General features: G+C 37.2%; 14 protein-coding genes. All 14 read left to right on the top strand.

The window, feature by feature from the left end; all coding sequences use genetic code 11:
- The first annotated feature begins 57 nt into the window (after positions 1-57).
- On the top strand, positions 58-648 hold the full coding sequence (locus BQ7997_RS10305; RefSeq protein WP_073346020.1) for a UpxY family transcription antiterminator: 591 nt from the start codon (positions 58-60) through the stop codon (positions 646-648).
- A 267-nt stretch (positions 649-915) separates the two neighbouring features.
- Positions 916-2,847: a polysaccharide biosynthesis protein gene (locus BQ7997_RS10300; protein ID WP_073346017.1), complete on the top strand. Its 1,932-nt coding sequence runs from the start codon at positions 916-918 to the stop codon at positions 2,845-2,847.
- Positions 2,848-2,860: 13 nt separating this feature from the next.
- On the top strand, positions 2,861-3,697 hold the full coding sequence (locus BQ7997_RS10295) for a polysaccharide biosynthesis/export family protein (RefSeq protein WP_073346015.1): 837 nt from the start codon (positions 2,861-2,863) through the stop codon (positions 3,695-3,697).
- A gap of 9 nt (positions 3,698-3,706) precedes the next feature.
- A complete protein-coding gene (locus BQ7997_RS10290) occupies positions 3,707-6,121 on the top strand; it encodes a GumC family protein (protein ID WP_073346012.1) in 2,415 nt (804 codons plus the stop codon).
- A 685-nt stretch (positions 6,122-6,806) separates the two neighbouring features.
- Positions 6,807-8,120 (top strand): UDP-glucose dehydrogenase family protein, encoded by a 1,314-nt coding sequence (locus tag BQ7997_RS10285; RefSeq protein WP_073346009.1) that lies wholly within the window; start codon positions 6,807-6,809, stop codon positions 8,118-8,120.
- 549 nt (positions 8,121-8,669) lie between these two features.
- A complete protein-coding gene (locus tag BQ7997_RS10275) occupies positions 8,670-10,109 on the top strand; it encodes a lipopolysaccharide biosynthesis protein (protein ID WP_073346005.1) in 1,440 nt (479 codons plus the stop codon).
- Positions 10,110-10,112: 3 nt separating this feature from the next.
- Complete coding sequence (locus BQ7997_RS10270; RefSeq protein WP_073346003.1) at positions 10,113-11,018, top strand: hypothetical protein; 906 nt, start codon at positions 10,113-10,115, stop codon at positions 11,016-11,018.
- A gap of 86 nt (positions 11,019-11,104) precedes the next feature.
- The gene (locus BQ7997_RS10265) at positions 11,105-12,043 is read left to right on the top strand and encodes a hypothetical protein (RefSeq protein WP_139260895.1); all 939 of its coding nucleotides are present in this window, start codon (positions 11,105-11,107) and stop codon (positions 12,041-12,043) included.
- A 3-nt stretch (positions 12,044-12,046) separates the two neighbouring features.
- Complete coding sequence (locus tag BQ7997_RS10260) at positions 12,047-13,111, top strand: acyltransferase family protein (RefSeq protein ID WP_073345997.1); 1,065 nt, start codon at positions 12,047-12,049, stop codon at positions 13,109-13,111.
- 8 nt (positions 13,112-13,119) lie between these two features.
- Positions 13,120-13,413, top strand: coding sequence for an acyltransferase family protein (locus BQ7997_RS26105; RefSeq protein WP_073345995.1), 294 nt, complete (start codon positions 13,120-13,122; stop codon positions 13,411-13,413).
- Positions 13,414-13,888: 475 nt separating this feature from the next.
- Complete coding sequence (locus BQ7997_RS10250; RefSeq protein ID WP_073345992.1) at positions 13,889-14,854, top strand: glycosyltransferase family 2 protein; 966 nt, start codon at positions 13,889-13,891, stop codon at positions 14,852-14,854.
- The gene (locus BQ7997_RS10245; RefSeq protein ID WP_073345990.1) at positions 14,839-15,558 is read left to right on the top strand and encodes a glycosyltransferase family 25 protein; all 720 of its coding nucleotides are present in this window, start codon (positions 14,839-14,841) and stop codon (positions 15,556-15,558) included. Before BQ7997_RS10250 ends, BQ7997_RS10245 begins: the two co-directional genes overlap by 16 nt.
- Before the next feature lie 28 nt (positions 15,559-15,586).
- A complete protein-coding gene (locus BQ7997_RS10240; protein ID WP_073345988.1) occupies positions 15,587-16,747 on the top strand; it encodes an ATP-grasp domain-containing protein in 1,161 nt (386 codons plus the stop codon).
- A gap of 32 nt (positions 16,748-16,779) precedes the next feature.
- Positions 16,780-17,796: a polysaccharide deacetylase family protein gene (locus BQ7997_RS10235; RefSeq protein ID WP_073345985.1), complete on the top strand. Its 1,017-nt coding sequence runs from the start codon at positions 16,780-16,782 to the stop codon at positions 17,794-17,796.
- Positions 17,797-17,814 lie beyond the last annotated feature (18 nt).

Raw genomic sequence — 17,814 nt, 5'->3', positions numbered from 1 at the left:
TGCAACCAAATTCATTCCGTTACCGAAGAAGTAACGGAGAAATGAAGGCTAAAATACATGATCATTAACAAAAATGACGACCGAAAAACTCTGCCAACAAATGTGATTGGCAGCGGCGTAGCGCACTCTAAACGTTGGTTAGTGGCAATTGTGCGCATCTGTCACGAGAAAAAAACGAGTGAGCGTCTCACAAAAATGGGGATTGAAAACTTCCTTCCGATTCAACAGGAAGTACATCAATGGAGCGATCGCCGTAAAGTTGTTGATCGGGTATTAATTCCGATGATGATTTTCGTTCACGTTGATGTACATGAACAAAAAGAAGTTTTAACCTTATCCGCAATCAGCCGTTATATGGTACTACGTGGGGAGAGTACGCCGGCTATCATTCCTGACCAGCAAATGTTGCGATTCAAATTTATGCTCGATTATTCGGATGAGACGATTAGTATGAGTACATCGCCATTGGCACCGGGAGAGAAGATACGGGTTATCAAAGGACCATTAGCAGGACTGGAAGGGGAACTGGTAAATGTGAATGGGAAATCAAAGGTTGCTGTCCGATTGACAATGTTAGGGTGTGCATGCGTGGATATACCGGTTGGATGTGTTGAGCCGGTATCAGAAAAAGGGGAATTACACGATTAATCATCTGTTTATTTTATGGGGGTATGGGGATTCTACTACAAGAATGTAATGAAAGTTTGCGAAATCTAGCAGACAGTCTATCAGACATCGGTGATGAAAAATCAGATACATATACCGGTGACCTCTCGAATAAATAAAAATCCATGAAAGTATTGATAAATTGTATCTTTTGAAAGATGCAGTGTAGAAGTGTGCGTAACTATCAGAAGGTGATAATTATCGATCAAATCAGTCAATTTGAAATATAATTTATTCGTTTATACTATAATGGAAAAAACATTAAGGGGTATAGCTCAATACGCTCGTAAGAACTATTTGAGTTATTGGATCATTTTGGGTATTGATACGGTGGTATCTGTCTTATGTTCATTGGTCGCTTATGCTGTCATTCATTATATGGCGCATGTTCCGATGAGCGACTGGATGCTTTGTCAGTTTGTCGGTGTTTCTTTGGTGGCAAGTGTTGCCGGAGCCTTATTGTTTCACACCTATCGCAATACCATCCGTTTTTCTCAGGCACGCGAGCTTTGGCGTATCATGTGCGCTGTATTATTCAAGATAGGATGTTTGTCCGTGATTTCTTTCTGGATTATATCCGACACACAGCTACTTGATAATTATAAAGTCTCCTACCTTCTGTTTGACGGTTTGTTGACGCTGGCTGCGCTGACGGTCTTTCGTGTTTCACTTATCATCACTTACGATTTTTTGTTGGATTGGGTAAATAAGAAGAATACACGTATCCTTATTTATGGTGTTGACGAGGAGAGTGTGGCCTTGAAGTTGCGTCTCCGTGACAGTGCACATTATAAGGTTGCAGGCTTTTATGTCTATGGCAAAAACAACAGCCGTCGCCACTTGGCGGATCTTCCTATTTATTATTTTGAAAATGAATCGGATGTTGACTATATAATACGTAAGCGTGGTATTAAGGGTATTCTTTTTGCCCGTTATGAGGATACCCGTCTGGAGGAAAACCGTCTTTTGGAATATTGTAAAAGCAATGCTCTTAAAACTCTGATTGCTCCCACTATCAGTGAGGCGGATTCCGACGGTAATTTCCATCAGTGGATACGTCCCATTAAGATTGAAGACTTGCTGGGTCGTGCTGAAATAAACATCAATCTTCGTCAGGTTGCTGAAGAGTTCCGGGGCAAAGTTGTGTTGGTAACCGGTGCAGCAGGTAGTATCGGTAGTGAACTTTGCCGTCAGCTTGTACAGATGGGTATTCGGAAACTCATCATGTTTGACTCTGCCGAGACTCCTTTACATAATGTCCGTCTTGAATTTGAGAAAAAATATCCTGCCATAGATTTTATTCCGGTGATTGGCGATGTGCGTGTGAAAGAACGCGTACGCATGGTATTCGATCTCTATCATCCGCAAATTGTCTTTCATGCCGCCGCTTACAAACATGTGCCTTTGATGGAGGAAAATCCCTGCGAAGCTGTTCTGGTGAATGTCACAGGTTCCCGTCAGGTAGCTGATATGGCGGTGGAGTATGGTGCGGAAAAAATGGTCATGGTCTCTACCGATAAAGCAGTTAATCCTACCAATGTGATGGGCTGTTCCAAACGTCTGGCGGAAATCTATGTACAGAGTCTGGGATGTGCCATCCGTGAGGGAAAAGTGAAAGGCCATACCAAATTCATCACTACCCGTTTCGGTAATGTATTGGGCAGTAACGGTTCAGTTATCCCTCGCTTTAGAGAACAGATTGAGAATGGCGGTCCTGTCACAGTTACTCATCCTGATATCATCCGCTTCTTTATGACTATTCCTGAGGCTTGCCGTTTGGTGATGGAAGCCGCTACGATGGGAGAGGGTAATGAGATTTTTGTCTTTGAGATGGGTAAGGCTGTGAAGATTGTCGATCTGGCTACCCGCATGATTGAACTGGCTGGTTATCGTCCGGGAGAGGATATCAAGATTGAATTCACCGGTTTGCGCCCTGGTGAGAAACTTTATGAAGAGGTATTGAGTGATAAGGAAAATACGCTTCCGACTGAGAACAAGAAGATAATGATAGCTAAAGTCCGTCGGTATGAGTATGCCGATATCCTTGATACGTACACAGAGTTTGAGAGACTTTCCCGTGCGGTTAAGATCATGGATACGGTCAGACTGATGAAGAAAGTGGTTCCTGAATTCAAATCAAAGAATTCTCCGCGGTTTGAGGTGCTGGATAAAGAACAATAAACTAGAATATATTATGAACAATTCATTTTGCATTGCTGCAAGTATGCAGAAAAAAGTCGGTGGAATACTTCCCTGCCTGTTTATACTCTTTCTGCTTGCTTCCTGCCAGTCATACAAGAAAGTCCCCTATCTACAGGACTCTGAAGTTGTGGGACAGATTGCCCAACAGGAAACTCTGTATGATGCCAGGATAATGCCTAAGGATCAGCTTACTATCATGGTGTCATGTACGAACCCTGAATTGGCAGCTCCTTTCAACCTGGGAGTGGTTGGTTCCGTTGGTTTGACTTCCGGGAACTCACAGGGGGGGAGCCAATCTTCCCAACAGACTTATCTGGTGGATAATGAGGGTAATATCAATTTCCCTGTATTGGGGATATTGAAAGTAGGTGGGCTGACCAAAAAGGAGGTGGAGCAAATGATAGTGGAGAAACTGAAGCCCTATATTAAAGAAACTCCGATTGTCACAGCCCGTATGGTCAATTATAAAATCTCCGTGTTAGGTGAAGTCGCTCGTCCCGGCACATTTACTGTCAGTAATGAGAAAGTGAACCTGTTGGAGGCTTTGGCCATGGCAGGTGATATGACCATTTATGGAATCCGTGACAATGTAAAGCTGATTCGTGAAGGTGCTGACGGTAAGCAGTTGATTATAACATTGGATTTGAATAAGGCCGAAATTCTTCTTTCCCCTTATTATTGGTTGCAGCAGAATGATATTGTGTATGTGACTCCGAATAAGGCGAAGGCACGCAATTCGGATATCAGTAATAGTACAAGTCTTTGGTTCTCTGCTACCTCTGTTTTAGTGTCATTGGCAAGTATATTAGTAACAATCTTCAAAAAGTAGCATTGTAGTATGATTGAGGAAAGAAAGGAAAGAACGGGGACACAATCCGAAGAACAGATCAACATTCAGGAAATCCTTTTCCGTTATCTGATTCATTGGCCATGGTTCGTAGTTTCGGTGATAGTATGTGTTGCTGTTGCATGGGGATATCTACGTCTGACAACACCTGTATATAATATTTCTGCCACTGTCTTGATTAAGGATGAGAAGAAAGGAGGCGGTGCGAATATGTCTTCCGAACTGGAGAAGATGGGGATGAACGGATTTGTCTCTTCATCGAGTAATATAGAGAATGAAATTGAAGTTTTGAGTTCCAGGACATTGGCAAGGGAGGTGGTTAGTGCTTTGGGATTATTTGTAACTTATATGGACGAGGATAGGTTTCCCAAAAAGGAATTGTATCGTACTTCCCCAGTTCTGGTAAGCTTGACTCCACAGGAAGCAGACAAACTTCCGCAGACAATGAAGGTGGGTATGTCCTTACAACCTTCCGGTGTGATGGATGTACAAATCAGGGTGGGAGAAAAGGAGTATCGGAAACGTTTTGAGAAATTGCCTGCCGTACTTCCGACCGACGAAGGTACAATTGCTTTTTTTACGAATAACGATACCTTATCACCTATCCATCCGGAGAGTGTTACGAAAGAACGTCATATCACGGCTTATATTAACAGACCTTTTTCCGTGGCGAAGGGTTATGCTGGTTCTCTGTCAATAATTCCTACCTCGAAGGCTACTTCTGTAGTGACCGTTTCACTCAAGAATTCTAATACTCAGCGTGGTAAGGACTATATAGATAAGCTGCTTGAAATGTATAATATCAATGCCAATAATGACAAGAATGAGGTGGCTCAGAGGACGGCAGAGTTTATTGACGAGCGTATTGGTATCATTTCAAAAGAACTAGGCAGTACGGAGCGTGATTTGGAGAACTTCAAGCGTAGCGCTGGTATCACGGATTTGAGCAGTGAAGCCCAGATAGCTTTGGCTGGTAATGCCGAATACGAGAAGAAGCGTGTGGAGAATCAGACGCAGATTAATCTTGTTATGGATTTACAAAGATATCTGCAGGGTAACGAATATGAAGTCTTGCCTTCAAATGTCGGTTTACAAGATGCGGGTGTAGCGAGTGCAATTGATCGATATAATGAAATGGTGTCCGAGCGTAACCGTCTGTTGCGTACATCAACGGAAAGCAATCCGGCAATTGTAAATCTTAATGCCAGCATCCGTGCAATGCGTGGTAATATACAAACCACCTTGGATGCAACGCTGAAAGGTCTTGAGATCACTAGGGCTGATTTGGCCCGTGAAGCAGGCCGTTATTCCCGTCGTATCAGTGACGCTCCCACTCAGGAACGACAATTTGTTAGTATTGCCCGCCAACAGGAGATCAAGTCTGGCTTGTACTTGATGCTGCTTCAAAAGCGTGAGGAGAACGCCATTGTCCTGGCCGCTATAGCCAATAATGCCAAGATTATTGACGAGGCACAGGCGGACGGTGCTCCGATTTCCCCAAAGAGGATGACTATTTATTTGGCAGCTTTGGTATTCGGAATAGGTATTCCGGTAGGTATCATTTATCTGATTGGTCTGACCAAGTTCAAGGTAGAAGGTCGTGCTGATGTTGAAAAACTGACTTCGATTCCTGTTATTGGTGATGTTCCGCTAGCCGATGAGAAAAATGGTTCTATTGCTGTATTTGAGAATCAGAATAATTTGATGAGTGAAACCTTCCGTAATGTTCGTACCAATCTTCAGTTCATGCTTGAAAATGGTAAGAATGTAATTCTGGTGACTTCTACTATTAGTGGTGAGGGTAAGTCCTTTGTTTCTGCCAATTTGGCTATCAGCCTTTCTTTGTTAGGCAAGAAAGTTGTGATTGTTGGACTTGATATTCGTAAGCCGGGCTTGAACAAGGTCTTCAACATACCTAAGAAAGAGCATGGTATTACCCAGTTTCTGACTAATCCTGCTATAAATCTGATGGATTTGGTACAGCCTTCTGATATAAACAAGAACTTATATATTCTTCCCGGTGGAACAGTTCCGCCTAATCCAACAGAGTTATTGGCTCGTGATGGATTGGAGAAGGCTGTTGAAACACTGAAGAAGAATTTTGACTATGTGATACTGGATACTGCTCCTGTAGGTATGGTGACAGATACTTTGCTCATAGGACGTGTAGCGAACTTATCAGTTTATGTATGCCGTGCTGATTACACCCGTAAGGCTGAGTTTACTTTGATCAACGACCTTGCCGAGAATAACAAATTGCCTAATCTCTGTATTGTCATCAATGGTTTGGATCTTCAGAAGAAGAAATATGGCTATTACTATGGTTATGGTAAATACGGTAAGTATTATGGTTATGGAAAGCGATACGGATATGGGTATGGTTATGGAGAACATAAAGTAAAATGAATATAACATTTTGTCATTTTTCTATCTATTGGAAGTAAATCAGTCCTTAATATTGATGAGGGGCATAATAGTAAAGGAAAGAGGTACTTATTGGAAGGTATCTGAAAACAAGATAGCCTACAGGCAACATTTGAAAATAGAGAAAGCCAAGTCTCCTTCTAAAGTCGTAGCTTATCTATTTACAGCCTTAAATTATCTGGATATTTGTTTTGGGGGACAATATTTTTGCTTATTTTAAAGATGGTAGTTGTTAGGTAGATAACAATGTGGTAGAACGTGCTGTTGCTTCACTGACAACTTAACGTACTTCATGCTTTATTTCGAGTATTGGTGAAGTGGATGAAATATCAGTTTCCTGTCCATATAATCTGTACAGTGAAGCTGCAAGGTAGAACTATAGGGGATTATTTAGGTAAGTTTTTTACTAATATCTTTAACGGTTGTAGATATTTTTATAGTCTGTAACCAAATAAGATTGGATTAGCAACATACCAATAGTTACGCAAACGTTTATATATAACAGCTTAAAATACGGCAACTTGCAAAAAGTGCTTGTATAAAGGGGAGATGTTTAAAATTGGGTACTAACATCTTTTTGTATATGTAAATACTTCTAATTGCCCCCCTCTGTGAGATATATACTCAATTCTGCATGAGATTACAAGATTTTAATCAATAACAATATATGAAAATAGCAATTGTTGGCACAGGCTATGTGGGCTTGGTGTCCGGTACCTGTTTTGCTGAAATGGGTGCTACAGTGACTTGCGTGGATGTAGACGCAAATAAGATTAATAAGCTGAAAAAGGGTGAAATGCCCATTTATGAACCAGGGCTAGAAGAATTGGTGAAACGTAACGTGGGGTATGGACGATTGAATTTCACAACAAATTTGATTGATATTTTGGATGATGTGGAAGTTGTTTTTTCTGCTGTAGGAACTCCTCCGGATGAAGATGGTAGTGCCGATTTGAAATACGTACTTGCTGTAGCCAAGCAGTTTGGACAAAACATCAACAAATACACTATTTTAGTAACTAAATCTACCGTGCCTGTTGGCACTGCTCAAAAAGTGAAAGCTGTCATTCAGGAAGAGTTAGATAAACGTGGAATGGATGTACCCTTTGATGTAGCCAGTAACCCAGAGTTTCTGAAAGAGGGTGCTGCTATCAAAGACTTTATGAGTCCTGATCGTGTGGTTGTAGGTATTGAAAGTAAAAAAGCAGAAGAGGTGATGACCAAGCTCTATCAACCTTTCTTGCTTCAGAATTTCCGTGTAATTTTTATGGATATTCCTAGTGCAGAAATGACCAAATATGCTGCTAATGCTATGCTGGCTACTCGTATTAGTTTTATGAACGATATTGCCAACTTGTGTGAACGGGTAGGTGCCAACGTAGATTATGTACGTAAAGGAATAGGGGCAGATGTACGTATCGGTCAGAAATTTCTTTATGCTGGTTGCGGGTATGGCGGTAGCTGTTTCCCGAAAGATGTGAAAGCTCTGTTACATACTGGTATTGACAACGGTTATCACATGGAGGTGATTGAAGCTGTAGAGAGAGTTAATGATCGTCAGAAGAGCATCGTTTATGACAAACTTATTCGTTTGATGGGCGATGTAAAAGGTAAGACCATTGCTCTGTTAGGTTTGGCTTTTAAACCCGATACGGATGATATGCGTGAAGCTCCTGCTTTGGTGGTGATTGATAGATTACTGAAGGATGGTGCTAGTGTGAGAGTGTTCGACCCCATTGCAATGAATGAGTGTAAACGTCGTATTGGAGAACTAGTAACTTATACCGAAAATCTCTATGATTGTGCTGATGGTGCGGATGCGTTGCTTCTCATGACTGAATGGAGACAATTCCGGTTACCCACTTGGAAGGTGATTCAGAAAGTAATGACTGATAAGTATGTTGTAGATGGACGTAACATCTGGAATCGTGTGGAGTTGGAAGAAATGGGATTTAGTTATACCCGAATAGGAGAAAAGTAGAATGCTCTTCTGTACAAACTACTTCACGAATGAAACAACCTTTTGCAACTTGTTGTTTCATATATATGCTCATAGGCTATCAATGTCGATCTTTCACTGCTCAGTGTTTTCTACTCGTACCATTGTTGTCTTATCTATAGCTCTAGTGGTGCATTGTATTTTTTGCTAGGTAGGTATAATGGATATGAAACATACTAACATGGGTATCGCTCTATTGATTCTCTTGTCGTTACTGAGTATTGGCGCAGTAATCGTAATATCAGAGTTTCTTCAAAACTATAAGGCGCTGTATGTTGTATTGAATATCATTGGTTCTGCATCAATTGTAATGATGTGTTTACATCAATTCTCCATTATCGACTTTGATGATTATTTGCTTGCATCACTATCGGCATTGGTAAGCTTATTAATACCAATCCGATTGTGTATCAGTTCTAAATTCTTATTCAATAATGGAAGTAAAACAACGTATTGATACCTACGATTACATGAAGTGTATTACTATTTCATTTATAATGGAAAGAGTCTCATTTTGTACTAAAATTTGATATGTCGCTAAAATCTAAATTAGTAACAGGTGTGTTTTGGTCTGCTGTAGAGAAATATTCATCTACGGCTGTAGCACTTATTGTATCTGCAGTGTTAGCTAGATTAGTTAGTCCTGAAGAATTTGGAATTGTTTCATTGGCTTCTGTAATGATTGCTTTTTTTTCCATATTTACATCTATGGGTATTGTCCCAGCAATTATACAGCGTAAAGACCTGACTTCTAAGAATCTTGATTCAATTTTTACCTATACAATAATCTTAGGTACTATAGTTGCTTTGTTGTTTTTTTCATGTTCTTGGTTTATTTCTTCATTCTATAATAATGTGCAATTGATTTATGTTTGTCAGCTTCTATCCCTTAATCTATTTCTATCATCAATAAATTTAGTGCCTAATGCATTAATGTTAAAGAACCAACGTTTTAAATTGATAGCTATAAGAACTTTAGTGATACAAATTGTGGGATGTTCCTTAGCTATATGGGCTGCTTATGCAGGATGGGGGGTATATGCCTTGTTAATATCACCTTTGTTATCACTTCTATTGATGTTTGTTTTTAATTTGTATAATTATCCGAGAGCAATAGATTGGACATTCGATAAAGAGCCTTTGAAAAGAATATTTTCTTATTCTGCATATCAATTTCTATTTGAAGTTGTAAATTATTTTTCCCGTAATTTGGATAAACTTATTATTGGACGGTCTTTGAATATGAATGCTTTAGGCTACTATGACAAATCTTATCGATTAATGTTAATGCCTTTACAGCAAATAACATCTGTTATTTCTCCAGTCTTACAGCCTGTATTATCTTCTTTGCAAGAACAAAAGAGAGAGATGGGCGAAAAATACAACAAATTAATAACATTTATTGGTCATATTAGCTTTCCATTAGCCGTATTTCTTTACTTCTCTGCTTTTGAATTAATAAATATTGTATTTGGTAATAATTGGAATCCTTCTGTTCCTGCTTTCAAAATATTAGCCCTGTCACTTCCTTTGCAGATGATTTTGTCAACAAGTGGTTCTATTTTTCAAGCATCTAATACAACCAATTTGATGTTCTTTGTAGGAATAAGAAATACAATCAGTACAGTTTCTTGTTTGATAATAGCAGTAAGTTGCTTTTCATCAATAGAGGCCGTAGCGTGGTCGTGGGTGATTTCTTTAACTATAAACTTTATTATGAGTTACCATACGATGTATCATAAAGTGTTTGAATCAAATCTTAAAAGTATGGTATTTCAGCTTAGAATGCCTCTATTGTCAGCAATAATAATGATATCTTTATTATTATTACAGGAGATTTTTCTTCCTGTTGACAATATATATTTATCATTCGCAATTAAATGTCTTATAGCAATGGTTTCTATGGCAATTTTGTTATTTGGTCTTATGCGTTTTAGTGTTACTAATATAATAAAGTCTTTAAGGAGTTAAGCAATGTTTAGAGTAATAGAAAAATTTAAGAATACATTCTTCAATATCAATCGTTCATCAAAGATAATATACAATATTGAATTTCAGCAACGCAAGCGTATTTTAGAGCAAAATATATTATTTAAAACAGAAATGGGCATAACTGATGAAAAGTATATGGATCATGATATAATAGTTTCGCTTACAACGTTCGGAAAGAGACTTTACGATGTGGCACTTACCATTGAGTCAATAATGGAACAAACAATGAAAGCTAATCGTATTATATTGTGGTTACAAAATGATTTAAAGAATACTACGCTCCCAGGTTCTTTAGAGCTACTTAAAAAGCGAGGATTAGAGATAGCCTTCTGCAAGGATATTCGGTCTTATAAAAAGCTAGTGCCTTCTTTACATACATATCCCAATGATGCAATAATTACAGTAGACGATGATTTACTGTATGAATACGATGTGCTTGAACAATTAATAGTGGCATATAAATATAATCCTCAATACATCTATTGTCATAGAGCTCACCAGATAAAAGTTGATTTGTCTGGAAAACTAATGCCATATTCAGATTGGGGATGGGAGCAGTATTTTGAATTGCCAAGTAATCTGTGTTTTCCTACAGGAGGAGCAGGAAGCCTTTATCCTCCTCATTCTTTGGATGTAGAGGTATTTAATGAAAAGGTTTTTATGGATATTTGTCCATTTGCGGACGATGTTTGGTTTAAGGCTATGGCATTAAAAAAAGGAACTTTGGCTGTATCGGTGTATTCACATAATAAGAATGGATGTGATTATCTCATAAATGAGTCAGTTCAAGATATTGGTCTATGTAAAGTAAATGTTGATCAAAATAGAAATGATCAACAGATTGCTGCTGTTTTTAATAAATATAATTTGTATCAGCAACTTAGATAATAACAGAAATAGATTGTAAAAACAATATAGCTACAATGGAGGTAAAGATACTATATGTTCTCACAAGCACCTATAAAGATATCTATATGGAGCAATTATGGGTATCGGTAACATCGTTGAGAATGTACAATCCAGAAACTACGGTTGTCCTATTGATGGATAAAATCACTTATGAGGGGCTAATAGGATATCGTGCAAAACTTCTTGATTTGATTGATGAGTCTATTGTAGTACCAACCCCCGAGGGATATTCACAAAGAGAAATGTCTCGTTATATTAAGACGACTGCGAGACAATGGGTGAAAGGAGATTTTTTGTTTATTGATACTGACACTGTTATAGCTGGTGATTTAAGTGATGTGGATAAACTTGAGGGGGATGTTCTGATTTGTCCCGAGTTTCATGAATCTCTCAAGAACAATCCAATGAGTATTTCTTTGATAGATCGTGTGAAACAAATCTTTGATACTGATATAAGCAATGCTCCTAATTATTATAATTCGGGCATAATCTTATGTAGAGATACAGAATTCGCACATAAGTTTTATAAACAGTGGAATGAAAATTGGACGCAATCCTTAAAATGTAAAAATGTTAATTTCGATCAACCCGCTTTAGCTAAAACAGACCATGATTTAGGGTATATTGTCAAAGAATTGGATGGTCAGTACCACTGTCAAATATTTCTTAGTATTAAGTACTTGTATCGTGCTAAAATTATTCATTTCTTTAATATGACTTGGTTCAAGGATGCTGCCATCTCACCATTCTTGACAAAGGAGCTGTATCTGAATGTTAAGAATAAAGGTTACATTGATGATGAAACCCTATTCTTAATTAAGGATGTAAAGAATCAATTTCCTGCGGTTTCTGTGGCTGTTTGCAGAAAAGAGTTTGACCTTTTGGTTGATTATGGAAAGTCGCTGATGACAATCATGGTTAATCCAGATACAAAGTTGAAGAAGTTCTGCAAATTTATGATAGAAAAAGCTATTCGTATATACTGGATATTCCAACGCTTTTAAAAGATGAGGCAACCCCATATTGAATTGTTGCGTATCTGCGCTATGCTATTGGTATTGATAGTGCATACTGCTTATTACTCAATGGGTTCTCCTACAGGAGAGATGATAGTCTGTGCGCCCGTTGAATGGACATGGATTACATTTGTACAGTCTGTATCTGTAATTTCTGTGGATGTATTTGTGCTAATCTCAGGTTGGTTTGGCATCAGACCTAAGGTAAAGTCGCTTGTAGGTTTCTTTTTTCAAGTATTTTTCTTTCTTATATTATCATTTGGTGTGATGGCGGCATTGGGGAAAGTGCCCGTATCGATGAACAATATTACCAAATGCCTAACCGTCATTAATACTCTTTGGTTTGTTAGTGCATACCTTTTGCTATATATACTTAGTCCCGCATTGAATGCCTTGGTAGAGCATACTAGTAGGCGAACTTTCAAAAGGGTACTGATAGCGTTTTATGTGTTACAATTTGTATATGGTTGGACTGGGTTACTACCGATATACGAGGGTGGCTATTCAGTCCTATCGTTCGTTGGTCTCTACCTTTTGGCCAGATATTTCAAGGTGTATCAACCTAAGTTTACGAGGTATAACCAGTACACATATATATATTCATATATGTTGATAGCTATTTTGCTCACTATCCTTGGTGTGGCAATTGCATATCTGCCAGTCTTATGCGACCATGTATCCGTAGTCAGTTGGACACTATTTGCATATAACAGTCCATTCGTTATTCTTGAAGCATGCGCCTTTTTCTTTATCTTTGAAAAGATGTATCTCCCTCTTCATTTTCAACGAGTTATTGTGTGGGTGTCATCTTCAAGTTTTGCGGTTTACCTATTACATGCTAATCCTTTTGCACTAAGTGTGTGGTACAAACCTGTAGTGTCAGGTCTTTACCAGATGACAGATTGGGTATTTGTGAATGAAATATGTATTCTTGCATTTGTTGTGGGAGTATTTGTCGTTGCTATTGTGATTGATAGGTTGAGGATAGTACTATGGGATATTGTTTGGCGGAAAATGGAAAAGCCGATTAGAAGGGTAGTAGAAGCAGTGACCTAATCAATATTATGAGAAATCTAAACGGTATTGATTTGTTAAAGTTCATAATGTCAATCATCATCGTTGGCGTACATAGTTGTGTTTTCGAGATGCTTGCCAATGATTATTTTGGAGTACTCATAAACAATATATCCAATGTCTGTGTATCAACATTTTTTGTTATCTCTTCTTTTTTCTTTTTCTGTAAGGTACGTAGCCTTACAACAACTAAAGAAAAGAATAGGCAATTACTTATGTTTGAAAAAAGAACATTATTTCTTTATCTTTTTTGGATAGTTGTACAGTTGCCATATATGGTATAGAGTGCATGTAGGGAGTCTAATTCTTTCATTTTGGAGAGGAATGTTTTGGATGATGTTAGGATATTATTGCTCGTCAGATAAATTTGTAAGAGTTATTGGGAGGACGCCACAGTATGTAAAATTACTTCTACTTGTTTCTATCTTATTGCTTACGCCAGTATGTCCGATAGAATACATTAGTATACCATTTACTATTCTTGTGTTTGCTGTATTTTACACTATGCCATTAAAAGATTCTGCTGTATATAAACAGTTGCGAGTTTATTCAATTATTATTTATTGTATTCATGGAACAGTATTGGCTGCTATATCATTTCTTTTACACCCAAGTACAATTATGTTAACCGTTATCGCTGTGTTTATTTGCATAATTGTAGCAGTGGTTGTTTATAGACTTTCGATGGTTCCCCGCTTCAAACTTTTGCAATTAGCTTATTGATATAACCTGTCCTTTGATTGTAATATTTTTAGATTTATGCCTTTAGTTTCAATTATCATACCTGTTTACAACGTAGATAAATATCTACGTACATGTTTAGACTCAATTATCAATTGGACATTTACCAATTGGGAGGCAATCCTTATAGATGATGGAACGCCGGATAATAGTGGCGTCGTCTGTGATGAATATGCAGTAAAAGATACGCGCTTCAAGGTAATTCACAAACAGAATGAAGGTGTCTCCGTTGCTCGTAATTTAGGGCTGGATATAGCAAAAGGACAATGGTGTTGGTTTGTTGATTCAGATGATCTTATTGATTCAAATACACCTGTTGATGTAGAATTATTGAAAGAAAAAGATATAGTAATGTTCGACATTAAGATGTTTAATGATGGCGAAGCAATTCCATACGCTGTTGAAACTACATCATATGATGAATGCGATAACTTAGATACTTTTTACAAAAGGTGGATTTCATATACGCATCCAACTATATGGTATAACCGGAAATTTTGGGATAAAAATGGAGAGTATGCCATTCGTTTTACAAAAGGTATAATATTGGGCGAGGACTTGGAATTCATGCGTAAGTGCGAGTTGCTGACAACCAATCCTATAAAGATTCATTATACCAATTATTACTATCGTCTTCGTGAAGGTTCTGCATATCATAATGCTAACATTCATCAGCAAGTTATAGATGATACTTTCAAAGTTTTGACTAATCTTTATGAGTTTATTTCCAAGTATCACATAAAACCAACTAATGGTTTTCTTCCTCGACTTACAAATCTCGCAACATGCATACCTTCTCATGCTGTAACTGGCAAGATATGGAATCGGCCTTTACAGAAAAAATTTAAAGAAGTTATGAGTAAATACGAACAAAAAAGGATTCATTTGACTTCGGCTCGTTATATTTGGTTAGCGACAAAGCTGCCATGGCTATTATCTTGGGCAACAAAGCTTAAAACAGTATTAACATGCAAACATTCTTGATAAATTTAGATAAAGACAAAGAGCGTCTTATAGCAGCAGATGCTCAACTCAAAAGATTGTGTATCGCATATGAACGTTTCCCGGCTGTTTATGCGAAGGAAATGCCAAAGGAAGAAAGAGATTCAAAAGTGAATTATTTCCGGTTTCGTTGTTGTACGGGGCGAGATATTTGGCTAGGTGAAATAGGTTGCTGTTTATCTCATTACTCACTTTATCAGAGAATGATAGATGAAAATATTCCTTATGCGTGTATATTAGAAGATGATATTGTTTTAACGGAAAATTTCAAATCTACAGTAAAACGAGTGGAACTCTTTTTAGAACACAGTCTACCTCAGGTTTTTCTACTTTCAAATTATACTAACGAGGTGGTTGATGGAGAAGAAATAAGAGAAGTAAATAACGGATATTGTACTGATGCTTATATAATTACTCAGCCTGCAGCAAAAGCTCTCTTGAAAGAGAATTTGCCAATTTGTGTTCCTTGTGATCATTGGGCACGATGGGTACGGCACAAGGCTATAAAACTTTATGTAGTTCTTCCTTCTGTTTGTACACAAAATAATACAGATTTTGTGACTAGCATTCCTAGTAATGGGGAAAAAAAAGTGAGCGACATGTCGTTGCTTGAGAAAATTGGATTTAAGGCTAGACGAGTATTAGGGAGCTCTTTTGATTATATTCTTTATAAGTTGCATAAATAGCTTTTCTTGATTACAAAAGTAATTTGTTATGAAAAAAAAAGGTACAGACAATAAGATTATTGTTATTGGCGGAAGTCACTATAATACACTTGGATTGATAAAAAGTTTAGGCAAAAAGAGATATCCAATTATAGTACTCTTGGAACATTGTAGACTCGATTGGTGTAGTTTGAGATTCAGTAAATATATATCAGAACTTTATCATCTTGAATCATTGGACAATGCACTTGAGATATTGCGTAAGAATTATTGGAACGAGCCTAATAAGCCTATTATTTTATGTGCTAGCGATGCTTCAATATGTTTTTTAGATAATCATTATGATGCATTGAAAGATAAATTCTTTATTTTTAATGTGAATGAGCAGCAAGGAATGATAAATCATTATATGAATAAATGGAATACATTTTCTATAGCTGAAAAGAGTGGATTCTCAATAATAAAATCCTATCATATTGCAAATAAGGAGGATATTCCTAAATGCATCAGTTTTCCTTGTTTAATAAAAGGTAATAGCAGTGTTACTAGTTTAAAAACAGATATGTTCAGATGTGAAAACGAAGAAGAATTAAAAAACTGTTTTCATGAAGGAGTTGATTATCTGCTGCAAGAGTATATTGATAAAGATTACGAAATAGATGTTGTAGGTTTTGCGTATAATCATGGTCAAGACACTATTATTACAGGAGCAGTGAGAAAGATTCGGGATGATTTGCAACGACAGTCTGTTTACATACGTTTAGATGATATTAATGATTACCCTCAGCAAATCAAAAAATCGATTTCTATATTTTTAAAGGAGATAAAATATGATGGAATTTTTAGTATAGAACTTTTATGCAAAGGTGATAAGTTTTATTTTTTGGAAATAAATTTGCGTAATGATGGGAATGGGTATTTGTATACGGCTGCGGGGGTAAACTATCCACTGTGTTGGGTTAAATACTGTACAGGAACACTAACTGAAGATTATATAGAATCCATTCGGATAAAAACTCCTTATCTGTTAATGCAATTATTGGATATTTATAATGTATTTGAGGGAAAGGTCTCATTCCTAAAATGGTGTTGGCAAGCAATAACAGCAAATGCTTATTATGTATTAGATTGGCATGATCCTAAACCATTTATCCATATAGTTGTAGTTAGCGTAAAGCAGGTTAGCAAGAAAATATTAAGATTGTTATAGCCTTTATTAGTAACAGAAATATTTTGTAGTACATGACAAAATTGATAGCTCAAATATGTTATATTTTACAATTGCATAGATTGGCGTATTTTTTCAACAGGGATAGAAAACGAATCATCACATTTCATAATGTATTGCCAGACGATTGTTTTGAAAAAAATGTTGCAAACGGAGTCTCGTGTTCGCTATCTGATTTTAAAACCATCATAGATGAAATTTCACGTTTTTATGGTTTTTCATTGGATCTTGACGATGCAAAGACTGTAACGGTAACTTTTGATGATGGGTATCAGAATCAAGTGGAAATTGCAGCCCCATATTTGTTTGCAAGAGGTATCCCAGCCTATTTGTTTGTTTCTGGGCAATTATTGCCGCCAAATAGTGATGATGGTGAGAGAAATGAAGAAGCTAGACCACTTACTATTGATTTGCTTTTGCATTGGGTAAGCTATGTGCCAAATGGTGAATACAAACTTAGATTTGGTGAAAGATGCTTAGATATTCATGTTACTGACAATAATCGTCTACAAATATGGTCAAGCGTGTTATGGCCTGCATTTCTGGATGATTCTATTTCAAAGGGGGTGAGGCTGTTGAACGCACTGGACGCAACTTATCCCATTGATTCAGTCATAAAATCATTGCCAAAGAAGTATGCTGAACAAAGATTGGGATGTCCAACCATTGAACAACTGAATGAACTTAGAACAAAAGGTTGGGAGATCGGTTGGCATACGTATTCTCATTATCCATTAGCAAAACTTTCACATGAAGAAAAAATAAAAGAACTGATGTCAGATTTGAAATGTCCTAGCAAAGTGTTGTCCTTTCCTTTTGGTGGTCCTCAAGAAGTAGATTGTGAGTGCTTGGAAATAGCGAAATCTATGAATTATTCTACAGCAGTTAGTAATGTTAATGTTGTGAATACTTTGTCAGGAAAATGGTTTCGTTCAAGGATGAGTTTGAGTCCTGAACCTGCATTATTGCATTTTGAATTGAGCGGTTTAAGATATATAATCAAGCATAGAAAACTTTTGCCTAAGATTTAATTTTTGGATTGAATTTTT

Origin of the sequence: Bacteroides congonensis (genome assembly GCF_900130125.1) — a bacterium.
GTDB classification, from domain to species: domain Bacteria; phylum Bacteroidota; class Bacteroidia; order Bacteroidales; family Bacteroidaceae; genus Bacteroides; species Bacteroides congonensis.
Note: the sequence above shows the minus strand (reverse complement) of the source record. Positions and strands in the feature narration are given on the sequence as shown.